Source organism: uncultured Rothia sp., from assembly GCF_963555405.1.
Classification (GTDB): Bacteria; Actinomycetota; Actinomycetes; order Actinomycetales; family Micrococcaceae; genus Rothia.
Window position 1 is genome coordinate 132,818 of the sequence record NZ_CAUVVO010000001.1, and the last position, 26,625, is coordinate 159,442.

Consider the following 26,625-nt stretch of genomic DNA (forward strand, 5'->3'; position numbering starts at 1 on the left):
ATCTCTCCTTGTCGGTGATGTGTGTGATAGCCCGTAGGTGCATGTGTCTGTGCGTTGAGCTGTGCCTGCAACTGTGTGCGGGCTTGTAGGCACGTGCGCTCCGACCCGCCCGCGCACCCCGGTGATGGGGTGGTTGGGCGAGCCGGAGCTACAGGGGTGGTGTTAGTGGGAGCAGCATCCGCCGGAGCCGCATCCACCGGAGCGGCTGGCGGGAGCATCCTCAGAAGCGGCGGTACTAGCACCGGCTGCGTACTCGGCAATAACCGGCTTCGGCGCGCCGCGGCCGGGCTTGCAGCAGCCCGGTTCGCACTCGTCGAACCAGCCGTACTGACCGCTCGCACTCGGGGCGAGAACGCTCTCACGTTCGGGGCGCAGGTCGGCGGGAACGCCGTTCTCCACGCGCTCCTCAATGAGGCGGCGCAGCGACTCCACGTACGCCGGATGCGTACCCGGGGTGGGAGTGCGTACCGCGACCACGCCCAGGCGCTCGCAGGTGTCCAGCGCCTCGGTGTCCAGGTCCCACTTGACTTCCATGTGGTCGGAGACGAAGCCGAGGGGTACCAGCACGACGCCCTCCACGGGGGCCTCGCCGTCCTCGCCGGGGTTGGCGGGGGTGGGCAGCGCCTCCAGCGCGTCGTTGACGTCCGGTTCCAGCCAGGGCATGGACGGCGGGCCGGAGCGGGACTGGTACACCAGCTCCCACTCGACGTTCTGCAGAAGCTGCGGGGCCTCATCGCGCACGAGCGAAAGCACAGCGCGGGCGACCTGCAGGTGCTTCTCCACGTAGGCGGAGCCGCCCTCGTAGTTCACGCCGCGCGGGCCGGCCTCGTTCGCGGCGGAGGTCGGCACCGAGTGGGTGCAGAACATGATGCGCAGGCGCGGGTTCAGCGAACCGCTATCGCGTGCGGCAAGCTGCTCGCGGACCGTGGCAAGCCCGTCCTTCAGTCCGTCGGCAAAAGCGCGGGAGAAGCCGGGCACGTCAAAGAACTGACGAATCTTACCCACATGCACGCGACCTTCCAGGCCGAGCTGCTCAATCGCGATGCCGTAGTCCTCACGGTACTGGCGGCAACTCGAGTAGCCGGGGTAGGCGCTGGTCGCCAGCACGAGCACGTTGCGGTGGCCGTTCTCATAAGCCTCAGCGAGCACGTCCTTCACGTAGGGCTTCCAGTTGCGGTTCGCCCAGGTAATCGGGATGTGCGGGCCGCGCTCGGCGAGCGCCTGCTGCAGCGCAGCAAGCAGGGCACGGTTCTGCTCGTTAATCGGCGAGACACCACCGTTGGCGCGGTAGTGGGTGGCGACCTCTTCGAGGCGCTCATCCGGAATACCGCGGCCGGCGGTCACGTTGCGCAGGAACGGGATGACGTCCTCCTGCCCCTCGGGGCCGCCGAAGGAGGAGAGAATCACCAGGTCGTAGGGGCGTGCCTCTTCGGCACGGTCACGGGTGATGCTGCGTTCGCTTCGGTAGTCGCCGAGGGTCTGCTCGTTGAGCGCGGCGGGGCCGTTGGAGGCGGTGTTCACCGGGTCGGTGCGGTTGGGCACCACGTCGTCCGGCAGGAGCGTGCCGTTAAGGGTTACGCCGTCGTTCGGCTGATGGCTCACGCCAGAACCTCTGCTACTTCGTCTGCGCCGATGCGGCGGCCGGTGTAGAAGGGGGTGTCCTCGCGAACGTGCAGGCGTGCTTCGGTGTTGCGGAAGTGACGCATCAGGTCGACGAGGTCCACGAGTTCGGGTGCTTCGAGGGCGAGGACCCATTCGTAGTCGTTCAGGCCGAACGATGCGACGGTGTTGGCCAGAACCTGCGGGAAGTCGATGGCCTTCATGCCGTGGTTCTTCAGCATCTCGGCGCGACGCTCGGGGTTCATGTAGTACCAGTCGTAGGAGCGCACGAAGGGGTACACGCAGACCCAAGCCTCGGGGGCCTTGCCGCGGGCGTAGGCGGGTGCGTGGTTGCGGGTGAACTCGGCCTCGCGGTGAACACCCATGGTGGACCAGACGATGGTGGTGCCTGCGAACAGTGCGGTACGGCGGATCTTGCGCACGGCTGCCTGCAGCTTCTCGGGGCTCTGGCCGTGGGTCCAGATCATGATGTCGGCGTTGTCGCGCATTGCGGAGACGTCGTAGATGCCGCGCAGGGTCACGCCCTCGGCAGCCAGCTGCTCGGCGACCTTCTCGAACTCGGCGCGAGCCTCGTCGGTGTTAGCCTCTGCCGGGCGTGCGCCGGAGCGTGCGAACACGGTGTAGAGGGCGTAGTGCAGGGTTTCGCCTTCTTCGCGGCCGCGGCGGTTCTCGTCAGCTGCGGAGTGCTGGACTGCGTAGCCCTTGGGGGCGCCGCCGTAGCCGTGGCCGGCGTGGGTGTAGCCGCCCTGACCTGCGCCGTGACCGTGGCCGCCGTGTGCGCCGTGTGCTGCGTGATCGTGAGACATTGTGTGTTCCTTTCTTCAGCGAGGGTTCGCTGTGCTGGAGGCGCGGCTTCCGTAGCTGCGCATTTTCTCAAATTTTTGGCTTAGTTGTTGGCTGGTTTGCGTGGTTGCGGTGCCGTTACTTGGCGGTTGCGACCTGCGGGGCGGTGATGCCTTCCCAGTCCTGTGCGGCGTGGTAGATAAGGCGGTCCATCTGCTCGTAGGTGTCTTTGACGGTTACGACTAGACCGGATCCGGCCGCCCAGGAGCCGACGGTGCTGAGGGTTCCGAGTTCGCTGGCGCGTTCGCGGAATTCTTTGACTCGGTCGCGGTGGCCGGGGGTGGAGGCGGGCAGTACGCCGCGCCAACGTACGACGTCCGCGTCGATGAGGTTGCTGTGGGTGAGGGCTACGTCCATCATGCGGCTTGCATCGCGCAGTGCGAGGGTGATGAGCTGCTCGTCAGCGAGGGCAACCTCGGAGAAGCGGGAGTCTTCTCCGCCTCGGCCGTAGGACAGGCGTACCACGTGGCGGTTCGGGCCGGCGGCATCTGCCACCCACTGCCATTTGGCGGTGGCGTGGGTGAGTGCCTTGGCGCGTACGGCGGTTGCCTGTTCGGAGACGAGCAGGCCGGTGCCGCGCGGATGCTTGTTCAGGTCGGGGGCGTCAACGACGAGGGTGACGAGGGCGACTTCGGGGCCGGGTTCCAGGGCGGGTAGCGCGGTGGAGACGTGCGGGCCGATGAGTCGTGCTACGGTCGGGCCGTCGGTGGCGAGCACCAGGTAGTCGGCGTAGAGGGGGGTGTTTTCGCCGTCGCTGGTGTGGCGCTGGATGATAAACCACTGGCCGGTGGATTCGTCGCGGTCTACGGCGATGACGTCGAATCCGGTGACGATGCGAACACCGGCGGCGTACAGGTCTTCGACGAGACGTTCAGACAGCTGGTTCATGCCGCCGACGATGCCCGCAACCTGCGATCCGGCGGGTGCTGCGGAGCGGAATGCTGCCGCTGCGGCGGAGAGGGAGCGGTGCTTGCGCAGTGCCGCGCGCAGGCCGGGGATGGTGGCGTCCACGTCGAGCTTGTCGGGGTGGGTGGAGTACACACCGGAGACCACGGGGGCGACGAGGTTGTCGAGGACCTTCTGACCCATGCGGATGCGCACGAGCTCGCCGAGGGTCTTTGCATTCTCACCCGCGGAGACGGGCAGGAACTTGTCCACCTGGGCGCGGCGTAGACCACTCTTACCGATGACGGGGATTAGCGACTTGTCGTTAACGTTGCCGGGGATACCCATGATGCCGGTGCTGGGGGTGCGGCGGGCGCCCTGCGGCAGGTACAGCCAGGAGCCGTAGGAGTTGGGCGTGACGATTTGGTCGCCCAGGCCGAGTTCCTTGACGAGGTCGCTCACGATGGGGCTGCGGGTTGCGAAGGATTCCGCGCCGGAGTCCAGGAGCAGTCCGCCAACTTCGTGGGCACCGACGGCACCGCCGAGGTGGTGGCGCTGTTCAAGCAGGGTAACGCGCATACCGGCTGCGGCGAGGCGGCGCGCGGAGATCAGGCCGGAGGGGCCGCCGCCAATAACAATGGCGGTGGGTACCTTCTCGTTACGGCTGTATGCTCGTGCGTTCTGGGTAGCGGCGGAGGAGCTGACCTGTGCGGTGCGGTGCGGTGCCTGGTTGGTGTGGCCCATGGTGGTTCTCCTTTGGTCTGTCAGCGGGTCTGCCCGGTGGCTTTGTGCTCTATCAGCGTGTGCTGGGATTGGTGCTTTAGGGGCGGTATCCTGCGGTGCTGATATGTGTTAGCCCCGCGGGTCCGTCGCTTTAGTTCGCCGTTTTCTCGTGGATGTATGCCACGAGGTCGGTGAGCACCTGCGGGTCGGTGGTCGGGGGTACACCGTGGCCGAGGTTGACCACGTGCGAGGGGGCGGCGTTGCCTTCGGCAAGCACTTTGTCTACGTGTGCGTAGAGGTTTTCGGTGCCTGCGGCGAGCAGTGCCGGGTCGATGTTGCCCTGCAGGGGTACTGCACCGTTAAGCAGGGTGTTCGCTGCGGACAGCGGCAGGCGGTAGTCCACGCCGATGACGTCTGCACCGGCTTCGTGCATGGCGGGCAGTAGCGCGGTGGTGCCGGTACCGAAGTGAATGCGCGGCACACCGTATTCGCGCACCATATCGAGGGCGGTTGCGGAGTGCGCCTGCACGTAGCGGCGGTAGTCGCCTTCGCCGAGGGAGCCTGCCCAGGAGTCGAAGAGCTGCACGGCGGATGCGCCCGCCTCGATCTGCGCGCGCAGGAACTGGCCTGCGGTGCGGGCTGCCCAGGCGGCGAGTTCGTGCCAGGCGGCGGGGTCGGCGTGCATCATGGTGCGCGGGCGCAGGTGGTCGCGGGAGGGGCCGCCTTCGACCATGTAGGCGGCGACGGTGAAGGGCGCTCCGGCGAAGCCGATGAGCGGGGTGTCGCCGAGCATTTCTACGGTTGCGGCGACGGCTTCGCGGATGGGGTCGAGGTCGCTGTCTTTGAGTTCGGGCAGGGCGCGCACCTCGTCGAGGGTGCGTACGGGCTGGTCGAGGACCGGGCCCCTACCGGGAACGATGTCGACGTTGACGCCCGCGAGCTTCATGGGGATGACGATGTCGGAGAAGAAGATGCCGGCGTCGACCTTGTGGCGGCGGACGGGCTGCACGGTGATTTCTGCGGCGAGGTCGGGGGTGAGGCATGCGTCCAGCATGGGGATGCCTTCGCGTACCTGACGGTATTCGGGCAGGGAGCGGCCTGCCTGGCGCATGAACCAGACGGGTCGGTGGCTGGAGGGGCGGCCGGTGAGGGCGCGGAGCATGGGCGAGTCTGCGGCGGTGCCTGCGCGCAGGGGGTGGTTGGCGGGTAGGTGTGCGAGCTGCTCGTCGGTGAGCAGGGGTCGCTGGGCGTCGGTGGGGTGTGCGGGCAGGGCGGGTGCCTGTGCGGCGCCTTCTGCCGACGCGGGAGTGGTGTGCTGGTTTTCGCTCATAGTGTCTAGTGTGACAGGTTTATGTGGGTGTTTTTGCGACACTTTGTCATGGTGACTTTTACCTAATGGTGACTTTCTTAGTGGTGAGGGACACCTTAGTTTGCACCTACTAGAGCTCTGCTGACACCCTGCATATGCCCTATTAGACCCCTTGTTGACGCGAAGAATACGCAGGTGAGGCACCGAATACGCCGCATCACATTCCGAGATATTCTTCCCTCCCCCGCTTTTGAAATACCGCACCCGCACCCCCGCAGATTCCCCCGCCTCCTGTCCGCTATGTGGCACCCACTAAGCCGCGTGGAGCCGTGAACTTAGGTTCTATAAGCTTTACAGGGGCTTAGTGGGCGTGGTTATGATTAGTCTCTAGTGAGTACTTATGCATTTGTGGCATCGCACCACACCGTTGATTTGACCACCGTCGCTGCGTTGAGCGCCGGTGCTTCCGGCGTACCCGATGTTCTGGCGGCGGATGTAGCGCGTCAGCTCGGTGTTAAGGGTGCAGTAGTTCTTGCCACCTGTAACCGTCTTGAAATGTATGTTCAGCTGCACGTGTCTGCCCATGTCCCCATGGTTCGTGAGCTGATTGTTGATTCGATTGCGCAGACCTCCGGCTTGGACAAAGAGCTGGTTGCCTCCAGCTTTGACCTGTACGCAGATGAGGAGGCGGCACGCCACCTGCTGACGGTCGCCTCCGGCCTGGAGTCTGCCGTGGTGGGCGAGCGCGAAATCGCCGGTCAGGTGCGCCGCGCTCTGGCTGCCGCTCAGGCGAAGGCTCAGGAGGACGGCGTAACCCTTCCGGGTGAGCTGGTGCAGCTCTTTGAGCATGCGGCGCATACGGCTCGTCAGGTAGGTCAGCATACGGCGCTTGGCGCCCAGGGCCGCTCGATTGTGTCTGTTGCCTTGGACCTTGCGGATGAGGTTGCCGAGAAGGACTGGTCGACCCGCCGCGCCCTGATTTTCGGTACGGGCGCCTATGCGGGCGCAACCATTGCGGCTCTGCGTGAGCGCGGTTGCACCGATATTTGGGTAAATTCCCGTTCGGGTCGTGCCCCCGAGTTCGCGGCAAAGCGCGACGTCTTCGCGGTGCCCGAGGGCGGCATGGAGCAGGCGATGGCTGAGGCTGACGTCATTATTGGTTGCTCCGGCGGTTCCGATCCGCTGCTTCCCGAGCAGATTCCGGCCGGCCACCACACGATTCTTGATCTGGCGCTTTCGCGTGACTTTGACCCGTCGGTTGCCGACCTGCCGAACGTTGAGCTGATTACCCTCGAGTCGGTGCGCCTTGCCGCACCCGAGGAAACCGAGGAATCCGTGGCGACGGCTACGCGCATCGTGGAGTCTGAGCTGGCGGCGTTTGTGTCTCGTCAGCGTTCACGCACGATTGACTCCGCGATTGTTGCGCTGCGCTCACACACGCTGGATGTGCTGGATTCTGAGCTGGAGAAGGTGCGTAACCAGTTTGGTTGTGGTGCAGCGACGGAGCAGTTTGAGCTGGCAATGCGCCGCATGGTGAAGTCTCTTCTGCACACCCCGACGGTGCGCGCCAAGAAGCTTGCGGCTGAGGGCCGCGCGGAGGATTACGTGCAGGCGCTGGAGACTCTCTACGGTATTCAGGTGGAGGAGTCTTAGGAGCCTCCCCCCGCCCCTCTTCCCGGCGTTTTTGCGCGCATTTTCATGCGTGACGCGGTGCTCTCGCGGCGCTCTGCTGACGGAGTATTTTATTAGCCCCCGGCGAAGCATCCCCTATTCCAGGTGCTAATGGGCGCATTCACGCTAGAGTAGATGCTAGATAAGACAGTTCCCATACCCGGCGCGCGCTTAGCGGCGCCGGACTATTCTGCGAGGAGACTCATGGAAATCAAGATTGGCGTTCGCCACATCGCCCGCGAAATCGTTGTTGAGACCAGCGAATCCAAGGACGTTATCACCGAGAAGGTCGCTAAGGCGATTGAGGACGGCTCTCTGCTGCAGATTACTGACGATAAGGGCAACACCACCCTGATTTCTGGCGCTCAGATCGGCTATGTTGAGCTGGGTTCTGACGCTAAGCGTCACGTTGGTTTCGGTATCGGCGCCTAAGTATTCAGCCGGCTGAGCCCCCTTTAGCTTTAGCTTTCCCCCGCATCTGTCACGATGCGTAGCCGCGCTTTATGCGCTGTGTGCGTGCGCTTTCTGCGCCGTACGGTTACGCCGTGCCGAATGCGGGGGTTTGCGTTTTAAACCACCTACACAAAAACCTCGCAATACCCGGTTTTGGGGCGGTATATCGCCCATCACGGGTGCACACCACAGCCGGTCGGGGGTGCGTCGGAAGCAAATCCGGGTTAATATTGAGGGGTTAAGTGAATGACCGGTCGTACCCCTTTCAAGACCCCGAGGCTGCACCTCATCATGAATCAACCATGAGCACTAACCATGTGCATTGAGCATGTGTGCAGGCGGCGTCTCGGCAAGAATTTCCCGTGTAAGAATTTCCCGCGGCCGGCTTTCGACGCCCGCCCGTCACCGTCTCCACCGTTGAGGCGCTGGCTGGTACACCCCCGTTACGGGGAGAAACACACCCCGAACAGGGGTAGAAAGATACGGTCCAGTGACTGAAACGAACACGCAGGAAACCACTCAGACTGCAAAGTCCTTCGCCGACTTCGGCGTTCGCCAGGATATTAGCGATGCCCTCGCGGCGGTTGGCATTACCTCCCCCTTCCCCATCCAGGAGCTGACTCTTCCCGTGGCTCTGTCTGGCCAGGACATCATTGGTCAGGCGAAGACCGGTACCGGTAAGACCCTCGGCTTTGGTCTGCCCACCATTCAGCGTGTGGTCGGCCGCGACGATGAGGGCTGGGCTGATTTGGAGCACCCCGGCGCACCTCAGGCGCTGATTCTGGTTCCGACCCGTGAGCTTGCCATTCAGGTGGGTGAGGACCTGGCGATTGCTGCGAAGCTGCGCAACGCCCGCGTCGCGACCCTGTACGGTGGTGTGCCGATTGAGCCTCAGGCTGAGCTGCTACGCCGCGGCCTGGAGGTTGCGGTGGGTACCCCCGGCCGCATTATCGACCTGTACCAGCAGGGCTTCCTGAACCTGAAGCAGGTTAAGATTGTGGTCCTCGATGAGGCTGACGAGATGCTGGATTTGGGTTTCCAGCCCTCGGTTGAGAAGATCCTCAGCTACCTGCCGGAGGACCGCCAGAGCATGCTGTTCTCCGCGACCATGCCCGGCCCGGTCATTGCGATGGCACGCCAGTACATGACCAAGCCCATGCGCATTAGCGCCGCTGACCCCGAGGACGCTTCGAAGACTAAGGCGTCGATTCGCCAGGTTGTCTACCGTGCGCACCACCTGGACAAGGACGAGATGATTGGCCGCATTCTGCGCGCTACCGGCCGTGGCCGTACCGTCATCTTCACCAAGACTAAGCGTGACGCTGCCCGTGTGGCGGAGGAGCTGGTGAACCGCGGCTTCGCTGCCGCTCCCCTGCACGGTGACCTGAACCAGGTTGCGCGTGAGCAGGCGCTGAAGGCGTTCCGCACCGGCAAGGTCGATATTCTGGTCGCTACCGACGTGGCGGCTCGCGGTATTGACGTTGAAGACGTGACCCACGTGATTAACCACCGCGTGCCCGAGGATGAGAAGACTTACCTGCACCGTACCGGTCGTACCGGTCGTGCGGGCAATGAGGGTACCGCCATCACCCTGGTTGACTGGGATGACCTGCCGCGCTGGAAGGTCATTAACGACGCCCTGGAGCTGGGTGTTCCCGAGCCGGTTGAGACCTACTCTTCCTCTGAGCACCTGTTCTATGACCTGAACATTCCGGCTGGTACTAAGGGCCGTCTGCCGCGCGAGGAGCGTGTGGCTGAGGGCATGGGCGATGAGTTCTTTGAGAGTGCCCGTGACTCGCGTGATGGCCGTCCGGCTCGTTCTCGCGGTGGCCGTGACGGTTCCCGTGAGGGTGGCCGTAGCGGTGAGAAGGGTTCGCGCCGTTCTCGCGGTGGCCGCGACGGTGGCCGTGAGGGTCGTTCCGGTGAGGGCCGCGGCGAGCGCCGTAGCCGCTCCGAGGGCCGCAAGCGCACTGAGCGTTCCGAACGTTCTGCTGAGCGTTCTGAGTGTGCGCCTCGCCAGCGTCGCCGTACCCGCCGTGTTGAGGGTCAGCCGGTGGAGGGTGAGGGTCGCCGCCGTACCCGCCGCCGTTCTGAAGGCTCCCGTGCTGAAGGCTCCCGTGCTGAGGGTTCGCGCGGTAAGGGCCGTGGCGCTGACCGTGCTGGTTCTGAAGGCTAGGGCCGGGGTTGGGTATTTCAGCATCCCCGACGCCCGCCGCACCCTCCCCTGCCGCTGAGGCGAACCCCGCAGATTCGGCGCTTTTCGACCCGCAGGGCCCGTCGTTGCTGGTGCAGGCAGATAACTTGGAGTATCTGCGTGAGCTGCCCGATGGTGCGTTCACTGTCATCTACATTGACCCGCCGTTCAATACGGGTAAGAAGCAGACACGCCGCACGTTGAGCGCGGAGGCTTCTGAGAAGGGTGACCGCACCGGTTTTAAGGGCAAGAGCTATTCGAGCACCCTGCAGACCCTGGCGAGCTATAACGACTCGTTCGAGGATTATTGGGCGTTCCTTGCTCCGCGTATTGAGCAGGCGCATCGTCTGCTCGCGCAGGACGGCACCCTGTACCTGCACCTGGATTGGCGTGAAGTGCACTACGTGAAGATCATGTGCGACATGATTTTTGGTCGTGAGAACTTCATTAATGAGCTAATTTGGGCGTACGACTACGGTGCGAAGTCAACGCGCCGCTGGCCGACCAAGCACGACAATATTCTGGTGTACGCGAAGGATCACCGCAGCTATTACTTCAATACTGCGGAGGTTGATCGCGAACCCTATATGGCTCCGGGCCTGGTGACTGAGGAGAAGGCTTCTCGCGGTAAGCTCCCTACGGATGTGTGGTGGCATACGATTGTGTCGCCTACGGGTAAGGAGAAGACGGGTTATCCGACGCAGAAGCCTACGGGTCTGTTGCGCCGTATGATTGCGGCGAGTTCCCGCCCGGGTGATTGGGTGTTGGATTTCTTCGCTGGTTCTGGTTCTACGGGTGCGGCGGCGGCTCAGTTGGGCCGTAAGTTCGTGTGTGTGGATCAGAACCCGCCGGCGATTGAGGTGATGGCTAAGCGTCTGGGCGTGGATCCGGTGTCTTTTGAGGCGTACCGTGGTGTGCCGCGTGGGGCGAGTGTGTTGTTCACGCCGAAGCGTACGGTGGGTGTTCGTGGCGGTACGAGTCGTGATGCGTTGACGGCGGCGAGCCGTCATGCGCTCAAGGCCGTGTTGGATACGTTGACGGAGACTACGCAGCCTGTTGAGGGTGCGTCGTGTCGGTTTGTGCGTCACTGGTCGATGGATGCGGTGGATAAGAAGATGCGTATTGATGGGCGTGATGAGTTGCGTCGTCAGCGTCAGCATCAGGCGCGGGCGAAGGCTCGTGCGGCGCGTGCGGCTGCGCAGCTGGATGCGGCGGCGGCGGGTGCGGTGTTGCAGCATCATGCGTCGCGTGAGAGCGTCTAGGCGGTCTTTTCCACGTGTTCGTGAGAGTTACGCGTTATGAGTGTGGGGCGGGTTCCTTGATGAGGAACCCGCCCCACACTCTTTTGTGTTGCTCTAGTGTTCTGTTCTAAGGTGCCTTCTCTTTATAATGCACCTCGAGTGTCGGCTAAACGCAACACCTCCAAAGCCTGTATATGAGTGGCTTGAAATGCCATGCATCGAACCACAGCTCGTCAACAGTTGCAACGTCACCAGCTAAATACGTTCGGCCATCCCGCTAAATTCCAGCCAGGCATATGCCCGGCGCAATTCCGAACCACTGGGGATGTTGTGATGACGTTCCTCCCAACGAGGGTTCGAAATTATGCTTTATGATTCTTTTTAGTTTTAATTTAATATTAAAAATATTTAAGGCAATAGATTTTATATACCTCATTAACACATTGAAGAAAATTAAAATATTTACGTAAAACTTGAAACGAATTTATGTAAAAATCATAAATTTTCTTGCAAAGAGAAGAAAAAGCGATACACACTAGAGATACCTTCTGCAACGCAGCACGGTGCTACGTGCAGAAAGTATCCGCCCACTAACATCACTTCGTCGTGATGAAGGGCGAATAATTCACTCACCTCTAGGAGACATCGATGTCTGAATATCATGCGCCATCGCGGCGCGCCCTTTTTGCAGGAGGAGCTCTTGCCGCAACCACTGCAGGGGTCTCAGCTTTCTCCCCAGCCCATGCGGAGCAAGCAAATAAGACTGAAGAGTTCATGACTCGCGCCCCAGAATGGGTAAAAAATACCCAGAAGCGGCTAGACGAGTTCAATAAGCGTCTGCAATATCTCACGTACACTGATACTGCGAGGGAGTACACAGCCCATAATCTTGCGAAGAACGGCCTTCACGTTAATGTTCTGGATTACTGCGTAGACCCCACGGGCGGGGTGGACTGCACCGATCAGCTGAATAAGCTGGCAGAGCGCCTGTATTGGCTCGGTGGAGGGTCAATTGAGCTACCTGCCGGTATTTACAAGGTGTCGCACCCCTTCATTCACTTGCTCGATAAGGTGGAGTTTTTCGGCCATGGAATGTCCACCCGAATTATTGCGACGCCCACAGATGCGCTTACCAAGGCAGCGGGTACCTCTGATGAATGTTTCGGTGTTTTTCATACGGGAACTTATCAAAATCCGATATCTAATGCGACAAATAATCGTCCAATGCGCTTCGGAGTGCGTGATATGTGGATTCGCACGAGCCCTCAAAAAGGGCATATCAACGTAGATCAACTTAGGGATAATACGCATACTAGGGCACCGCTAGCCCATGTGGCAGGCATTATTCTACATACTGAGTTTACGGGTAAGCCCAATGACCCTGAGGCTGTCCCTTCCCTCTCTAACCTAGAAATTTGGGATGTAGATATGGGCGTTGCGATTTTGGGGCTTCATGACCGCGGTATGAAAGTTGATAAAATTCGTGTCCGTAAGTCTTTGCGTCAAGGCTTGCTGGTTGGCAAACCTGTCGGTCATCCGTTGCGCAGGATAGATGACAATAATCCTGGCGGTGCAGATAATAAGTTCTTTACAGTAGATATCTCTGATGCCAATCTTTCAAATAAAAACTATGCCGGAATTGAAATCTACGCCTCCCAATGCAAATTCTTTGGGTCAACCAGTTGGTACAACCGTCGCTCCGTACCAAAAAATCCTATCTACGTAACGCGGAAAAAGGATCAGTCCGACGATCAATACACCGCCAAAGCCGGTGCTGGATGGTATGTCGCCGGAACTCGTAACCTCTTTCAAGGATGCACGGCACAAGAGAACGGCGGCCACGGATGGTTCGCCCTCATGCCGCGGAATAACTATGTAGGCTGTATCGGTGAATCCTCCAGCTGGCATGACGCAGTCTCAGGTACAGCGGGTAATCATGAGGCAGCGAACTGGTATATCAGCTCATGGGCTAGCGACTGCACCTTTACAGGAGTACGCTCAGACAACCCCTACGGGCCAAGCCAAGAAGTACCCCTAGAAAGAATCCTCGCTTCACTGTGGGGCTTCTATCTTGAAGGTAGTGTTAGGCGTTTGAATATTATTGGAGCCAATGCATACGACGAATGCCACATGGACTACGAAGACAATAACAAACCTAAACCCAAGGTTCTGAACGATAAATGGAAGTTTTCTATTAAAAATTCCCTGAACCCACCCTACAAGATTGAAATTAATCAGTATGTCTATAAATCTACTGAGACTCCAGTGGGAACTTCCAATAAAAAAGAATATATAGTTGTGGAATAAATTCATAAACATATCCCCGCTTATGTATTGATACATAAGCGGGGATACGTTTCTTATTTAAATTTGAAAGATTTATCTGCCAGACGAATCACTTCAAAGGCCTGCTCATACGTAGCGTAAGTCAACCACTCAAATTCATCATTAGGTGATACGATACCATGCTGTCGATACGATACGTTCTCGACAGAATCTTTATTATTTGGATTCTGAAGACCATAGTATAACCAGGTGTATGCCTTATGAAGCTCCGAATTATAGGGCATATTCGGCCATTTTTCCTTCCAAGGAGTATATAGGAAATAGGCATTAGGATCGTCTACTTCTACCGTTACGTTTGGACTACCCGCCAATCGATACACCATCAAGGCAGTAGCAGCCTCACTAGCAGGGGTATCGTAATGGAAATTCCCATCACTCCAACCCCAGGTAATGCCCCGCTGACGAGCCCACATCACCACGGGAAAACGCGGATCATCAGTCTTAATATCACCATACGGAGACTGAGCCGGAAGATTCTTCACTTCGGGAGAACCTGACAGACGGTATAGATACTCCACAAACTGGCCGCGAGAAATAACACTATCTTTCTTGACCATTTTGTACTTCTGACGCTCAGAAATCAGACCAACACACTGTGCCCAACTAAAGATAACGCGACGCCCCAACTCGCCATCTTGCCGATAATACTCATATTCTGCGCGGTCGTTACAGGTCACTGCCGGTTCGTCCGGTTGCACAATAGGGGTCACCTCGTGAGGCTTCAAATGCCCGGTGGCATACGCCGGAACACTGCCGCACACCATGGCGCCAGCCAGCAGTACCGTGCCGCCAGCCTGGATAGCCCGCTTCGTAGGACGGGCGAATAATTGTCGAAGCATCCTAGCTCCTTCATGAACAGAGGGACACAATCTTTGTGCACCCTCATGAGTAGAACGTTCTCAGCGTATCAAAAATCCTAACCTTCAGGTAGAGATTTAGAGAATATGCAATGAGGTGAAAACAAAAGAGTGCGGGGCAGGTTCCCCATCAAGGAACCCGCCCCACTCTTTTTCGTCTTAGTGCTGTGCCGCCAGCTGCTCGCGGATACGCGCCACCGTCGCCGCATCCGTCGTGTTCTCACCCAGCAGGTTCGGCTTACCCGCGCCGTGATAATCGCTCGAACCCGTCACCAGCACCTCACGGCCCGCCGCACGCTGACGCTCAATAAACTCCAGCAGGCGCGCCCGGTCTTCCGCGGAGTTCTCGCGGTGGTACACCTCCACACCCGCCAGGCCAGCCTCAACCATCAAACCCAGGTACTCCAGGCTCAACGCAGGCCCACGCATCGTACTCATCGGATGCGCAATCACCGGCACGCCCCCAGCCTCACGCACCAGACGCACCGCCTCCAACGGGTCCAGCGCCTCCTGCGGCACATAGTAGGGGCTGCCCGTGTACAGCAGCTTCGCGAAAGCCTCAGAACGATCAGCAACCACACCGGCAGCAACCAGCGCGTCCGCAATATGGGGGCGACCCACCGCCGTGTTCCCCTCCCCCACCTGCGCCAACACGTCGTCCCAGGTCAGCGAGTAGTCAGCGCCAAGACGCTGCACAATAGCCTGCGCGCGACCCGCACGGCTGGCACGAATCGCCTCCACACGGCGCGCCAACTCCGAACCCACCGGATCAAAACCATAAGCAAGCAGGTGAATGGTCTTCGTGCGTGCACGACCCCCACCGTCGGTGTAACGGTAACGGCAAGAGAACTCGGCACCCGGCAGAAAATCCAGACCGTACTCATCCGCCAGCTGAGCCGCCTGCGCCCACCCAGCCGTCGTATCGTGATCAGTCAGCGCGAAACCCGCCAACCCGGTGCGAGCAATCAGCGGCACCAGCTCGGTCAGGCTCTGCGTTCCGTCAGAAATAGCGGAGTGAATATGCAGGTCGTAGCGTCCGGCAGGGTTCAGGCTTTCAGGCGCGCCCGGTTCAGCGGGCTGCGGTGCCTGCTTCGTATTAGGTGCACTGTTTAGGTGTTCTGTCTGCGTCATATTCTCTCCTTCCCCGCCCCTGCTAGTTCGTCGCCGCCTCAGCGGGGTTTTAAGCATGTCATCTACTCTTCTGATTCAACCCTACCAATATCGGCGGCGCAATATCGGGCACCCGGTCGCAGGTCAAAGATATATTCTGACCCACCGCGCCCTCTCTTATGGTCAAAAGCGCTAAAACACCTGCCCACCAGTATTGAAGACGATATGATTAACCCATGACTGAGAACAACGAGAAGAGCACCGAAGCTCAGAAGACTGACCACCGCAGCACCCCCAAGGCGTCTGCATTCACCGAATTCATTGCCGCAAACTGGGCACCTGCCGAAGATGACGGCTACACCCGCGAGCCCGTAGCAGACTACGCAGCTGAGCGCCGCGCCAAGATCTCCAAGGCATTCCCCGGCGAGCGCCTCGTCCTGCCCGCGGGCCCGCTGAAGGTCCGCTCCAACGACTGCGACTACCGCTTCCGCCCGCACTCGGCGTTTGCGCACCAGACCGGTCTGGGCATCGACCACGAGCCCGACGCCGTGCTGGTCTTCGAGCCCGTCGAAGAGGGCACCGGCGACAACGGCTCCAACCACGAAGTAACCCTGTACTTCCGCCCGCTGGCTGGCCGCGACACCGCAGAGTTCTACGCGGATGCACGCTACGGCGAGTTCTGGGTTGGCCCCCGCCCCACTCTGAAGGAGTTCTCCGAGCGTTACGGTCTGCGTACCCGCGACCTGTCCGAGCTTGAGGTTGCTATCACCAAGAACGCCGGCAACCAGGGCCTGGGCGGCGTGAACATCCGCCTGGTCCGCAACGTTGACCCGGCTGTTGACGCACTGGTTGACACCTCCCGCTACAACACCGGCGTGGAGCTGGAGCAGGCTGACAAGCTGGACTCCGAGCTTGCCGTGGCTCTCTCCGAGGCTCGCCTGATCAAGGACGCTATCGAGGTTGAGAACCTGCAGCGTTCCGTTGACCTGACCGTCAAGGGCTTCGAAGAGGTCGTTCGCGAGCTGCCTAAGGCTGTTGCGCACCACCGCGGCGAGCGCGTCGTTGAGACCGCGTTCTTCTCCGTGGCACGTACCGACGGTAACGACCTGGGCTACGACACCATCGCAGCGTGCGGTAACAACGCAACCATCCTGCACTGGATCCGCAACAACGGCACCGTCGATGACGGCAAGCTGCTGCTGCTGGACGCAGGCGTTGAGGACGACACCCTGTACACCGCAGACGTGACCCGTACCTTCCCCGTGAACGGCAAGTTCACCGAGGTTCAGGCGAAGGTCTACAACGCTGTGCTGGACGCAGCTGACGCAGCGTTCGAGGTGGCTAAGCCGGGCCGTAAGTTCCACGAGATTCACGACGCCGCAATGGAGGTTCTGGCTCACCGCTTGGAAGAGTGGGGCCTGCTGCCGGTTTCTGCCGAGGTTTCCCTCACCATTGAGGGCGGTCAGCACCGCCGCTGGATGCCGCACGGCACCAGCCACCACCTGGGTCTGGACGTGCACGACTGCGCGCAGGCGAAGGCTGAACTGTACATGTGGGCTGAGCTGGAGCCGGGCATGGTCTTCACCATTGAGCCGGCACTGTACTTCAAGGAAGAGGACATGTCCATTCCCGAGGAGTACCGCGGTATCGGTATCCGCCTGGAGGACGACGTGCTCTGCACCGAGGACGGCAACGTGAACATGTCCGCTGCACTGCCCCGCACCGTTGAGGGCATTGAGGAGTGGATGGCGAAGCTCTCCAAGGAGGCTTAACCATTCCCACCGGACTGTACCGGCTAGTACGGTCTGACGATAATGCGTAGCGAAAGCCCCTCACCGATTCGTTCGGTGAGGGGCTTTCGCGTGTCTTCTATGCCTGCCGTATGAGCTGTTACGGGCGGCTACCGCCGTTGCGGCGTGAGGTTATTCGGAGTCCTTGGCGGGCTGGTTCTTATCGTGCAGGCCCTGCGGGCGCGGAGTCGGACGCTGCGGCTTGGGCTGAATCAGCTTCGCGTACTCTTCCGGGTCGTCCACACGCAGACCGAAACGCTGAGCCGGGCGCTTCTGCGGCTCCGACTTCTGGGCGGTCGCCGGTTCAGTGTTTGCCGGCTCCTGGCTAGCAGTCTGAGAAGTCTGAGAAGTCTGAGCGGGCTGAACAGTCTGCGTAGGCTGGGTGGGCGCGGGCATGTTCTGCGCCGCGCTCTGAGCCACCGCATCCTGCGCGGAAGTATCACGCTCGGGCAGGTTCTGGTTCGGTGCCGGCTGACTACCCGCCTGCGCACGGTACGAGGGTGCCTTCGGGGCGCCGGTCGGAACCGGGGCGCCGTTCATCGAGACCGTGCTCTGGGCGGCACGCGCCTGCGAAGCTTCCGGGGCTGCCGCCGCACGCGCAGCCGCAACCGCCGCCGAGAAGCGAGGGTGCGCACCCAGCACGCGGCGCGCATCCTGAGCGTACTCCGGCAGGGCGTACATCACGGTACGCGAGGGGATTGACTCAGTACGTATCGGGTGGCGACTGCCGTGGGAGCGACGCAGAATGTACATCTGCCAAAGCACAAACGCGGCAATCGACAGCAACACATACTTTATTACCTCAACAGCAGAGGAGTCATTAGTCGAGGCCATCATCAGCAGTGAAAAAACCGCGCCGAATCCTGCGCCTCGAAGTGCCGCAAAAGTCAAGAGACGACCATAGGGCAACGGTACCGGGTACTCCACCTGGCGGATACCGTCATTGACCAGGTACAGCGCCGTGACCGGGTAATCCTGCTCGCTGAGCACGTCAAAAGCGGCGAGCGCATCATCGTGACGGACGAAGGAAGCGATCGCCTCGCCGGCGGGCAGGGGCTTGCCCTGAGCCTGCGCCAGGCGCGACGCCAAGTACGAAGAAGGCGGGGTCGAGGGAATATTCGGCAGGTTAGAAGTCATGGCTCCTATTCTACCGCCCGTCAAAAACCGTGAGGGGTGAGGCGGTCAGTGCTCTCCCGCGGCATAGAACCCTGCGTAGGGGCGCGGCGTAGAGCGAATGTAGAGGGCACGTACACGCAGTACCAACGGGGCGTAAGAACACCTGTTCAATTCGGCTTCTCAAAGTGCGAATCCCCGCGGCGGAGCGTACCCTAGAGAGGTGAGCAATTCGAAGTTCAGCACCCCCAGCAAGATTTACATTGCCCGCCTTTTGGGCCTCGACGTTTTTGACCCCTTCGGTGACCGCCTCGGCCGTCTCCGAGACGTCGTCGTGCTCAAACGCGGCCTGGGCGCGTCCATTGCGGGCGCCCGCCCCGCCAAGGGCACCGAACCTATTGTTGTCGGCATCATCGTTGAGGTGCTCGGCAAGAAACGCGTGTTCATGCCCATGACCCGTGTGCGAAGTATCGACGCTTCACAGATTATTTCGACCGGCCTGGTGAACCTGCGCCGCTTCGAACAGCGCAACTCTGAGACCCTCATCGTCGGTGAGCTCTTTGACCGCCGCGTGCGCCTGCTCGACGGCAGCGGCGACGCCGTCATTGAGGACGTCGCCATTGAGCAGCGCCGCAACGGCGACTGGGGCGTGACCGAGCTGTTCGTCTCCCGCGTCAGCTCCTCCTCCAGCACGTGGCGCCGCCGGTCCAAGGAGACCCTCATCGTCGACTGGGACGAGGCCCTGCTCTCCACCGACGTGGAACCGCAGGCGGCAACCGCGTTCGTGGCCAACCACGAGAACTCCAAGCCCGCCGACCTTGCGGACGCCATCCACGAGATGAGCGATAAGCGCATGGTCGAAATCGCCGCCGAACTGCAGGATGAACGCCTCGCGGACGTTCTGCAGGAGCTGCCCGCCGAGGACCAGGTGCAAATTCTTTCGCACCTGGACGATGAGCGTGCCGCGCAGGTCCTCGAAGAGATGGAACCGGACGACGCGGCCGACCTGCTCATCGAGCTCGACGACGCCCAGCGTGAAAAGCTACTCGAACTCATGGAACCCGACGAGGCAGACGACGTGCGTCGACTGCTCGAATACGACGAAGGTACCGCCGGTTCGCTCATGAACCCCGTGCCGATTATCCTCTCCCCCGAGGCGACCGTCGCCGAGGCGCTTGCGCACATCCGTGCCGAAGAGATTCCTCCGGCGATGGCGGCTGCCGTCATGGTGACCCGCCCGCCCCTGGAAACCCCGACCGGCAAGTACCTGGGCCTGGTGCACATGCAGAAGCTGCTGCGTGTGCCGCCGAGCGAGCCGATCGGTCACATCCTCGATACCGACACCGAGCCGGTCTCTGACCAGGCAAGTTTGGAAGAGCTGGCACGCGTGCTGGCAACCTACGACCTGACCATCGTTCCCATTGTGAACGAATCGCACCGCCTAGTAGGCGCAGTGACCATCGACGACGTGCTCGATGCGCTCCTGCCCGAAGACTGGCGCACTTACGATGATGGAACTCCCGTACGAAAGGTAGGACGACGCTTTGCCTGAATCGAACCGCCGCGACGCAAACCGTACCGAAGAGAACCCCCGCATCGATAAGGCGCGCATTCTCAAGGACCGCCTGGAGAAGAAGTACGCAGAACGCAACCGCGAGCGCGGCGACTCCCGCCCGCAGCGTAGCGACTCGCAGCTGAGCACCCCCGGCACCCGCAAGCCGAAGCTGTTCGCCAGCCCCAACCCGGACGCTTTCGGCCGTATGACCGAGGGTTTCGCACGCTACATGGGTACCCCGCAGTTCCTGATGTGGATGACCATTTTCTGTGGCGTGTGGCTTGCCTGGAACTCCCTGGCGCCGGAGGAGATGCAGTTCGACCCGCGTAGCCTGAACTTCACCCTGCTGACCCTGATGCTGTCCCTGCAGGCTTCTTACGCTGCTCCCCTGCTGCTGTTGGCGCAGAACCGTCAGGATGACCGCGACCGCGTGGTGGCGTCCGAGGACCGTAAGCGTGATCAGCAGAACCTGGAGGAGACCCAGTACCTGACCCGCGAGATTGCTTCGCTGCGTATTGCTCTGCGTGAGGTCGCGACCCGTGACTTCGTCCGTAGCGAGCTACGTGACATTCTTGAGGAACTGCAGAACATTGCGCAGGAGCAGGAACGTCACGCCGAGCAGCTGCAGGACATCAGCGAGGACATTGAGGACCTGGAGGAGGCTATCGACGATATCGATACCTCCGAGGGTGAAGAGAAGGACGCTGAGGAGCAGGGCACTGAAGGCGCCGAGAACGGTACCGAGAAGTCTTCTGACAAGGCTGAACGCCCTGTGAAGGACTCCGTGAAGGACTCCGCGCAGGATTCCCGTCACGGCGATTTGAGCCAGCCTCAGAGCCGCGAATCCCAGCAGGCACAGCAGCAGGCAGAGCGCACCCGTGAGGGAGGCGCCCGTGACCGCTGATAACCCGCTGCAGGATGCGCTCTACGCGGCGCTCGCCCGCGTCGAGGACCCCGAACTGCGCCGCCCCATTACGGAGCTGGGCATGGTGGAGACTGCGCTCGTGCATCCTGAACTGGATGAGCGCGGTGAGCCGATTCCCGGCCGCCACTGGGCTGAGGTCACGGTTCTGCTCACCATTGAGGGTTGCCCGCTGAAGAACACCATCGAGCAGCAGGTTCGTGACGCCGCCGCTACCGTTGAGGGTATTGAGCGCGTGCAGCTGCAGGTGGGCGCGATGAACCCGCAGCAGCGGTCCGCCCTGCGTTCTATGCTTAAGCCGGAGCGTTCCAACCCGTTCACCGCGCCCGGTTCGCTGACCCGCGTGTTCGGTGTGGTGTCCGGTAAGGGTGGTGTGGGCAAGTCCTCCATGACCGCGAACCTTGCCGCCGCGTTCGCCTCGCGCGGGCTTGCGGTGGGCATCATTGACGCGGATGTGCACGGCTTCTCCATTCCGGGTCTGCTGGGCATTACCGACGCCCCGACCCGCCTGGATGACCTGATTCTTCCGCCGACCGTGGACGTGCCCGCCCCCGCCCAGCGTTGGGGTGAGCAGAAGGTCAGCGGCGGCTTTATTCGCGTGATTTCTATCGGCATGTTCCTCAAGGGTAACGAGCCGGTGGCGTGGCGCGGCCCCATGCTACACCGTGCCCTGGAGCAGTTCATCATGGACGTCCACTTCGGCGCGTTGGATGTGCTGCTGCTCGATTTACCGCCCGGCACCGGCGATATTGCCATCTCCATGGCTCAGCTGTTGCCGAATGCGGAACTGGTGCTCATTTCCACTCCTCAGCACGCCGCGGTGGATGTGGCGGAGCGTGCCGGCACCTTGAGCCTGCAGACCGGTCAGAAGGTCGTAGGCGTGGTCGAGAACATGGCGGCAATGACCCTGCCGGACGGCACCGTGCTCGATATGTTCGGTTCTGGCGGCGGTCAGGTGCTCGCTGAACGTCTTTCGGAGGCGCTCTCCTACCCGGTACCGCTGCTCGGTTCGGTCCCGCTGGATGTGAACCTGCGTACCGGCGGCGACGACGGCATGCCCGTCGTCTGGGGTCACCCGGACTCCCCCACCGCCGAAGAAATCCAGTCCATCGCCTCGCAGCTGCTGCAGTCGGGCGAGTCGCGGGCGGGTCAGAGCCTGCCGCTCTTCGTGTAGGATTGAGCTTCTACAAGCTGATACAGAAAGAACCCCGCACCATCACGGCGCGGGGTTCTTTCTGTTCAAAATCTTAGGTGGCGTCCACGTCGAAGGGGGCGTATGCGCCTCGCGGAAGAGCACGGCTCTCAGCCTTCTCCTTCTCCTTCAGCAGCGCCTCTTCACGTTCCCTTGCCTCACGCTCACGCTCAGCGTCATCCTCAGCGAATGCCTGCTTCACAATCACGCGCGGATCGTACTGGCGGGGGTCGTACTGGCGCCAGTTAATATCTTCCAGACCCGTCTCGCCCAGCGCTTCCTTGAAGTCGTCCTTCGCGTCGAACGCCATGCGGCGCACGGTCTTGACGAATTCACGGATCTGTCGGGCGTATTCGGGCATGCGTTCGGGACCGATCACCACGAACGTGATGATGGCCAAAATAATCAACTCGGTGCCACTAATACCAAACACAGAATATAGATTATCAGTTCCTAGCCAGCACCGCCGAACCCGCGGCGCTTTCTGGACGTGTCTTTAAGCTCTGGACAAGCAGAAGGCGTGTGGTACCGCACCATAGAGGGCCATTGCGCCCACGGCTAAGAACGCAAAAGACCGCCGGCAGCACACCGGCGGTCTCCAGTCACGATATTCGGTTTACGGCGGGTAGTCTCCACCGCCGGGCAGCTGCTTCCAATGCCACAGCCAGCCAACCCAGCCCCACTGCGCACACGCACCCGCCACCAACAGCGCCCAACGATACGCCCGCGAACGGCTCGCCGCCGCCACCACAATCACCAGCGGAAACAACGGCAACAACAGACGGAACGTCGACGACTGCGGATTCAAAAACAGAATCAAATACGCAAAATAGCTCAGGCACCACAGGTTCAACGGAGCCGCCAAAACCCTACGCGCCAGAGGGCTCAAGCACAGAGCAATAAAACCCAAAATCAGCAGGGTCAGCAGCACCGGAGCCGCATACCCAAAGTACAGGTACCCCTGCGAAAGCCACGGCTGAATCGGCGCCAAATGGGTGCCGCGCCACGCTGTCTCCGTGGCGGTGTACGCATCCACACGGCCCGTAGCCCACCACGCAATCGCAGGCCACACCAGCGCACACGCACACACCACCAAGGCGCTGACCAGCTGCCCCAGATGGCGCACAAACGCCGCACCCATACCCGACTGGCGGCTCGAACGAACCCAGCACGCAAACCACCACAGGCCAGCAGCCGCGCCCAGGGGCACACCCACCGGGCGGGACAGGCACGCCAACGCCGCCACAGGAACCAGCAGACCGTAGCGTCCCTGAACCAGGCACAGTAGCGCACCGGCAAGGAGCACCAGGTTCAGCGACTCCGCATACGGCACCTGAAGCACCGGCGCCACCGGCAAGAACGACACCAACGCCACAGCCCACATGGACAGCGCAGAAGGCGACTCCTCACTCTTGAAACCGGTCGCCTTCAACGACGCCTCAAACAGCAGGTAAATCACCCACGCCGCCGCGAAACCGGCAAGCAGAGCAACCGTCGCCGCCACCGGGTAGTAGCCGATGCCCGTCGCATGGCTAATAGCGCCGGAAAGCTGCGGAAAAATCGGGTAAAACGCCCACTGATTCTGCTGCACCACGCCCGCCGCGTTCACCGGCAGCTCGCTCGGGTAGCCCTGTACCGCAATCTGCTCATACCAGCCGGCATCCCAGATGCTAATGAACGACAGGTAATCCAGGTGCTGACCCCAGGGGCTGCGCAACTGCTGCTGACCGACCACGGCAAAAACGATGAAACCCCACACACGGGACAGACCATAAATCAGCAGCACCGACAGCCACGCGGGCAGGGCACGCAGACGCTCCCCCACGCGGTGCAGGCGCTCACCGGCGGCGGTGTACGCCCAGGTCAGTAGCTCATCAAAGGACTCGCTCTGCTCCTTGCCGGAGGCGGGGGTAGCGGCATCCTGCGCGGGGGAATGCGCAGGGGAAGCGCTATTACGTTCAGGCGAAACACTCACAGGAGTTAGTTCCCCTCAGCCGCCGAAGACGCACCCTCAGCCTGCGGGCTCTTGCGCTTCTCCACGAATTCGTGAGCGCTCAGGGTGCTCTCAGCCTCGTCAGCCAGCGGAACCGCGCCGCGGCGAACCGGCTCAGCGGCAGCGACGTTAGCATCAGCAGATTCTGCGGTCGAAGCAGCAGACTCAGCGGCGGGTGCGTTCTCAAGTGCCTTGTTATCTTCGGATGCACCGACGAGAGGAGCGATAAAGCCGAAATCCTCCACACGGTCGAAGGTGCCCAGACCGTCACGGCCCACGCCGCTGAAGAACGCGGCACCGGGCACGGCACGCTCACCGCCGAGCGCCACAACGGAGAGCACCGCAATGCCCGAAATCAGCAGGGCAAGCAGAATCAGAAGAAAGTTCATGTCAATCTCATATCATGCAGGACCGTCAACCCCTGACGGTCACCTAAATTTAAATAGTAGCGCCAGCACCGGCAGAATCAGCACCAACAGAGTTAGCGCCGCGGCTAGTCCTCGTCGCGGTTAGTCCTCGTCACGGTCGCTGAGCAGCCAGGCACGCAAATCGGCGTGGCAGCGGGTCAGCTGGCTAAAGCTCACGTGCTCGTTATCGGTGTGAGCCAGCAGAGCGTCACCGGGGCCGAAGTTCACCGCGGGAATACCGATCTCGCTCAGGCGTGCTACGTCCGTCCAACCGTACTTCGGCTGAGGCTCCTGCCCCACCGCCTCAATCAGGGAAGCCGCCAGCGGGGTGTCCAGTCCGGGGCGAGCCGCCGGGGAAAGATCCACAAAATCCAGCTCGTAACCGGTGAAGACCTCACGCACGTGGGCGACCGCCTCGTCCAGGGTCTTATCCGGGGCGAACCGGTAGTTCACGTGCATTGCCGCCGCATCAGGAATCACGTTACCGGCAACGCCACCAGAAATCTGCACCGCATTCAGACCCTCACGATAGTCCAGGCCCTCCACAGCAATAGTCTTCGGCTCGTAGGAGGCGAGCGCCGCCAACGCCGGTGCCAGGGCGTGAATTGCGTTCTCGCCGTGCCATGCACGTCCCGAGTGGGCGGCAAGGCCGCGGGTGCGCACGAAGAAACGCATGGTGCCGTTGCAGCCGCCCTCAATGGTGCCGTTGGTCGGTTCAAGTAGCACGCCGAAGTCTGCGTCAGTGATGAGCTCACCGTGGTTGCGGATCAGACGCGCCAGGCCGGAGAGCTCGCTGGCGACCTCTTCGTTGTCGTAGAAGATATAGGTCAGGTTGTAGTCGGTGTCCTGCGCGGTCAGTTCGGCGGCAAGTTTCAACTGGACCGCCACGCCGCCCTTCATATCGGTTGCGCCGCGGCCGTAGAGCACGTACCCGTCCTCTTCTTCACGCACCGTGGACGGCACGGTACCCGGGGAACCCTCAACGGTGGGCAAGGGCACGGTATCCAGGTGACCGGCAAGAATAATGCGGGTGCGTTCCCCCTCAGCGCCGGGTAGCGGCGGGAACTCGGTGCGGGCGATAATGGCGTCCCCGTCACGGGTCAGGTGCAGGTGCGGGCAGAACGACAGCGCCATGTGCACGGCGTCAGCAATTGGCTGCTCATTGCCGGAAACCGACTCGTAATCCAGCAGGGCACGCGTCAGCTCAGGCATGGACACGTCCAGGTTCAGGGGCGGCTGCGGTACAGGGTGAAGCTCAGAGTTCTTGGGGGAAACGCTCATCCTTCCACCTTACAGGTTCGCCCGCGCCCACCCCCACGCCCACAACGCCGATATCGAGCATATGAGACGGTCTTGAAGGGGCTCTCACCCCCAAAACTATAATGGGAGGCATGTCTGAAAACACTCCCCGTTACGCCTCCGGCGTCGCACTGGTCAATGTTGTTGTCTCTGGCGAGCACGCCGGCACCGTCTTGGATGCGTGGTTCCCCGCTCCCTCCCTCACCCAGACTCCCGACCTGTCCATCGCGGACGAACTGGAGGACCTGGCCGTTGAGCATCCGGCGCGCAACGCCCGTACCGAGGTGCGTACCGCCTCCATCAACCTGGATGAGGCACCCGAAGATGCGGTCGACGCGTACCTGCGTCTGCACCTGCTCTCGCACACTCTGGTTCGCCCCAACGAGCTGAACCTGGACGGTCTGTTCGGCACCCTGGCGAATGTTGCGTGGACCAACCACGGCCCGGTGCTTGCCGCCGAGTTCCAGAAGCTGGCGATTGGTCTGCGCAAGCTGGGCCACCTGAGCGTGAGCCACATTGATAAGTTCCCGCGCCTGGTGGATTACGTGGTTCCCGCCGGCGTGCGTATTGGCGACGGTGACCGTCTACGCCTGGGTGCGCACTTGGCGTCCGGCACGACCGTGATGCACGAGGGCTTCGTGAACTTCAACGCCGGTACCCTGGGCACCTCCATGGTTGAGGGCCGTATTTCTCAGGGCGTTGTGGTGGGCGACGGCTCGGATGTGGGTGGCGGCGCCTCCACGATGGGTACCCTCTCCGGTGGTGGCACTCAGCGCGTCTCTATTGGTGAGCGTTCTCTGCTGGGTGCGGAGTCCGGTATCGGTATTGCCCTGGGTGATGACTGCGTGGTTGAGGCTGGCCTGTATGTGACCGCTGGTTCGCGCGTGAGTGTTCTGCTGCCCGGTCAGGAGGCGCGCGTGGTGAAGGCTGCGGAGCTGTCCGGCGTGTCAAATCTGCTGTTCCGCCGCAATTCGATCAGCGGCGCGATTGAGGTTCTGCCGCGTGCGAAGAACACCGTGGAGCTGAACGAGGCGCTACACCTGAACTAGTCTGCATCTGAACTAGTCTGTACCTGGACTAGCGCTGGTTGCCCTTGCGAACG

21 protein-coding genes are annotated in these 26,625 nt (G+C 61.4%); 10 read left to right on the plus strand and 11 right to left on the minus strand.

What is annotated here, in order from left to right; genetic code table 11:
• Window positions 1–162 precede the first annotated feature (162 nt).
• The 4 genes from RWL87_RS00500 to hemE all read right to left on the minus strand — a co-directional run bounded on the left by RWL87_RS00500 (window position 163) and on the right by hemE (window position 5,401).
• Entirely contained in the window at window positions 163–1,602 is a 1,440-nt protein-coding gene (locus tag RWL87_RS00500; protein WP_313968550.1) for a ferrochelatase, read from the minus strand.
• Window positions 1,599–2,426: a hydrogen peroxide-dependent heme synthase gene (gene hemQ, locus RWL87_RS00505; protein ID WP_313968551.1), complete on the minus strand. Its 828-nt coding sequence runs from the start codon at window positions 2,424–2,426 to the stop codon at window positions 1,599–1,601. Before hemQ ends, RWL87_RS00500 begins: the two co-directional genes overlap by 4 nt.
• A gap of 115 nt (window positions 2,427–2,541) precedes the next feature.
• Window positions 2,542–4,092: a protoporphyrinogen oxidase gene (gene hemG, locus RWL87_RS00510; RefSeq protein WP_313968552.1), complete on the minus strand. Its 1,551-nt coding sequence runs from the start codon at window positions 4,090–4,092 to the stop codon at window positions 2,542–2,544.
• A 130-nt stretch (window positions 4,093–4,222) separates the two neighbouring features.
• Complete coding sequence (gene hemE / locus RWL87_RS00515; protein ID WP_313968553.1) at window positions 4,223–5,401, minus strand: uroporphyrinogen decarboxylase; 1,179 nt, start codon at window positions 5,399–5,401, stop codon at window positions 4,223–4,225.
• Window positions 5,402–5,770: 369 nt separating this feature from the next.
• Here hemE and RWL87_RS00520 point away from each other — a divergent pair, with 369 nt between their 5' ends.
• The 5 genes from RWL87_RS00520 (at window position 5,771) to RWL87_RS00540 (ending at window position 13,246) form a co-directional block, all read left to right on the plus strand.
• Complete coding sequence (locus RWL87_RS00520; protein WP_313968554.1) at window positions 5,771–7,033, plus strand: glutamyl-tRNA reductase; 1,263 nt, start codon at window positions 5,771–5,773, stop codon at window positions 7,031–7,033.
• Between the two features lie 222 nt (window positions 7,034–7,255).
• Complete coding sequence (locus tag RWL87_RS00525) at window positions 7,256–7,483, plus strand: DUF3107 domain-containing protein (protein WP_296546467.1); 228 nt, start codon at window positions 7,256–7,258, stop codon at window positions 7,481–7,483.
• A gap of 511 nt (window positions 7,484–7,994) precedes the next feature.
• Window positions 7,995–9,680, plus strand: a complete 1,686-nt coding sequence (locus RWL87_RS00530) for a DEAD/DEAH box helicase (RefSeq protein ID WP_313968555.1) — start codon at window positions 7,995–7,997, stop codon at window positions 9,678–9,680.
• 8 nt (window positions 9,681–9,688) lie between these two features.
• Window positions 9,689–10,960: a site-specific DNA-methyltransferase gene (locus RWL87_RS00535; RefSeq protein WP_313968556.1), complete on the plus strand. Its 1,272-nt coding sequence runs from the start codon at window positions 9,689–9,691 to the stop codon at window positions 10,958–10,960.
• A 627-nt stretch (window positions 10,961–11,587) separates the two neighbouring features.
• The gene (locus RWL87_RS00540) at window positions 11,588–13,246 is read left to right on the plus strand and encodes a transcriptional initiation protein Tat (RefSeq protein ID WP_313968557.1); all 1,659 of its coding nucleotides are present in this window, start codon (window positions 11,588–11,590) and stop codon (window positions 13,244–13,246) included.
• A 53-nt stretch (window positions 13,247–13,299) separates the two neighbouring features.
• Here RWL87_RS00540 and RWL87_RS00545 read toward each other — a convergent pair whose 3' ends face one another.
• Entirely contained in the window at window positions 13,300–14,124 is an 825-nt protein-coding gene (locus RWL87_RS00545; protein ID WP_070507628.1) for an S-layer homology domain-containing protein, read from the minus strand.
• A gap of 177 nt (window positions 14,125–14,301) precedes the next feature.
• On the minus strand, window positions 14,302–15,273 hold the full coding sequence (locus tag RWL87_RS00550) for a PHP domain-containing protein (protein ID WP_313968558.1): 972 nt from the start codon (window positions 15,271–15,273) through the stop codon (window positions 14,302–14,304).
• A 215-nt stretch (window positions 15,274–15,488) separates the two neighbouring features.
• Here RWL87_RS00550 and RWL87_RS00555 point away from each other — a divergent pair, with 215 nt between their 5' ends.
• Window positions 15,489–17,024, plus strand: coding sequence for an aminopeptidase P family protein (locus RWL87_RS00555; RefSeq protein WP_070687483.1), 1,536 nt, complete (start codon window positions 15,489–15,491; stop codon window positions 17,022–17,024).
• Window positions 17,025–17,174: 150 nt separating this feature from the next.
• Here the strand turns inward: RWL87_RS00555 and RWL87_RS00560 are convergent, their stop codons facing one another.
• The gene (locus RWL87_RS00560) at window positions 17,175–18,179 is read right to left on the minus strand and encodes a hypothetical protein (RefSeq protein WP_313968559.1); all 1,005 of its coding nucleotides are present in this window, start codon (window positions 18,177–18,179) and stop codon (window positions 17,175–17,177) included.
• A gap of 199 nt (window positions 18,180–18,378) precedes the next feature.
• Here RWL87_RS00560 and RWL87_RS00565 point away from each other — a divergent pair, with 199 nt between their 5' ends.
• The 3 genes from RWL87_RS00565 to RWL87_RS00575 are packed head-to-tail and all read left to right on the plus strand — an operon-like array spanning window position 18,379 to window position 21,806.
• Window positions 18,379–19,707 carry a magnesium transporter MgtE N-terminal domain-containing protein gene (locus RWL87_RS00565; RefSeq protein WP_296548394.1) on the plus strand — a complete coding sequence of 443 codons (1,329 nt, stop codon included), beginning with the start codon at window positions 18,379–18,381 and terminating at the stop codon, window positions 19,705–19,707.
• Entirely contained in the window at window positions 19,700–20,614 is a 915-nt protein-coding gene (locus RWL87_RS00570; protein WP_313968560.1) for a DUF1003 domain-containing protein, read from the plus strand. Before RWL87_RS00565 ends, RWL87_RS00570 begins: the two co-directional genes overlap by 8 nt.
• Window positions 20,604–21,806 (plus strand): P-loop NTPase, encoded by a 1,203-nt coding sequence (locus RWL87_RS00575; RefSeq protein ID WP_313968561.1) that lies wholly within the window; start codon window positions 20,604–20,606, stop codon window positions 21,804–21,806. The genes RWL87_RS00570 and RWL87_RS00575 overlap by 11 nt, the downstream gene beginning before the upstream one ends.
• A 73-nt stretch (window positions 21,807–21,879) precedes the next feature.
• Here RWL87_RS00575 and RWL87_RS00580 read toward each other — a convergent pair whose 3' ends face one another.
• The 4 genes from RWL87_RS00580 to dapE all read right to left on the minus strand — a co-directional run bounded on the left by RWL87_RS00580 (window position 21,880) and on the right by dapE (window position 25,505).
• A complete protein-coding gene (locus tag RWL87_RS00580; protein WP_096741066.1) occupies window positions 21,880–22,257 on the minus strand; it encodes a twin-arginine translocase TatA/TatE family subunit in 378 nt (125 codons plus the stop codon).
• 183 nt (window positions 22,258–22,440) lie between these two features.
• A complete protein-coding gene (locus tag RWL87_RS00585; RefSeq protein ID WP_313968562.1) occupies window positions 22,441–23,799 on the minus strand; it encodes a hypothetical protein in 1,359 nt (452 codons plus the stop codon).
• Window positions 23,800–23,804: 5 nt separating this feature from the next.
• Window positions 23,805–24,206, minus strand: a complete 402-nt coding sequence (locus tag RWL87_RS00590; protein WP_313968563.1) for a taurine ABC transporter substrate-binding protein — start codon at window positions 24,204–24,206, stop codon at window positions 23,805–23,807.
• A 120-nt stretch (window positions 24,207–24,326) separates the two neighbouring features.
• Window positions 24,327–25,505, minus strand: coding sequence for a succinyl-diaminopimelate desuccinylase (gene dapE, locus RWL87_RS00595; protein WP_070737594.1), 1,179 nt, complete (start codon window positions 25,503–25,505; stop codon window positions 24,327–24,329).
• A 101-nt stretch (window positions 25,506–25,606) separates the two neighbouring features.
• On the opposite strand from dapE, the gene dapD reads away from it, so the two are divergent.
• Entirely contained in the window at window positions 25,607–26,572 is a 966-nt protein-coding gene (gene dapD, locus RWL87_RS00600) for a 2,3,4,5-tetrahydropyridine-2,6-dicarboxylate N-succinyltransferase (RefSeq protein ID WP_005505235.1), read from the plus strand.
• Window positions 26,573–26,625 lie beyond the last annotated feature (53 nt).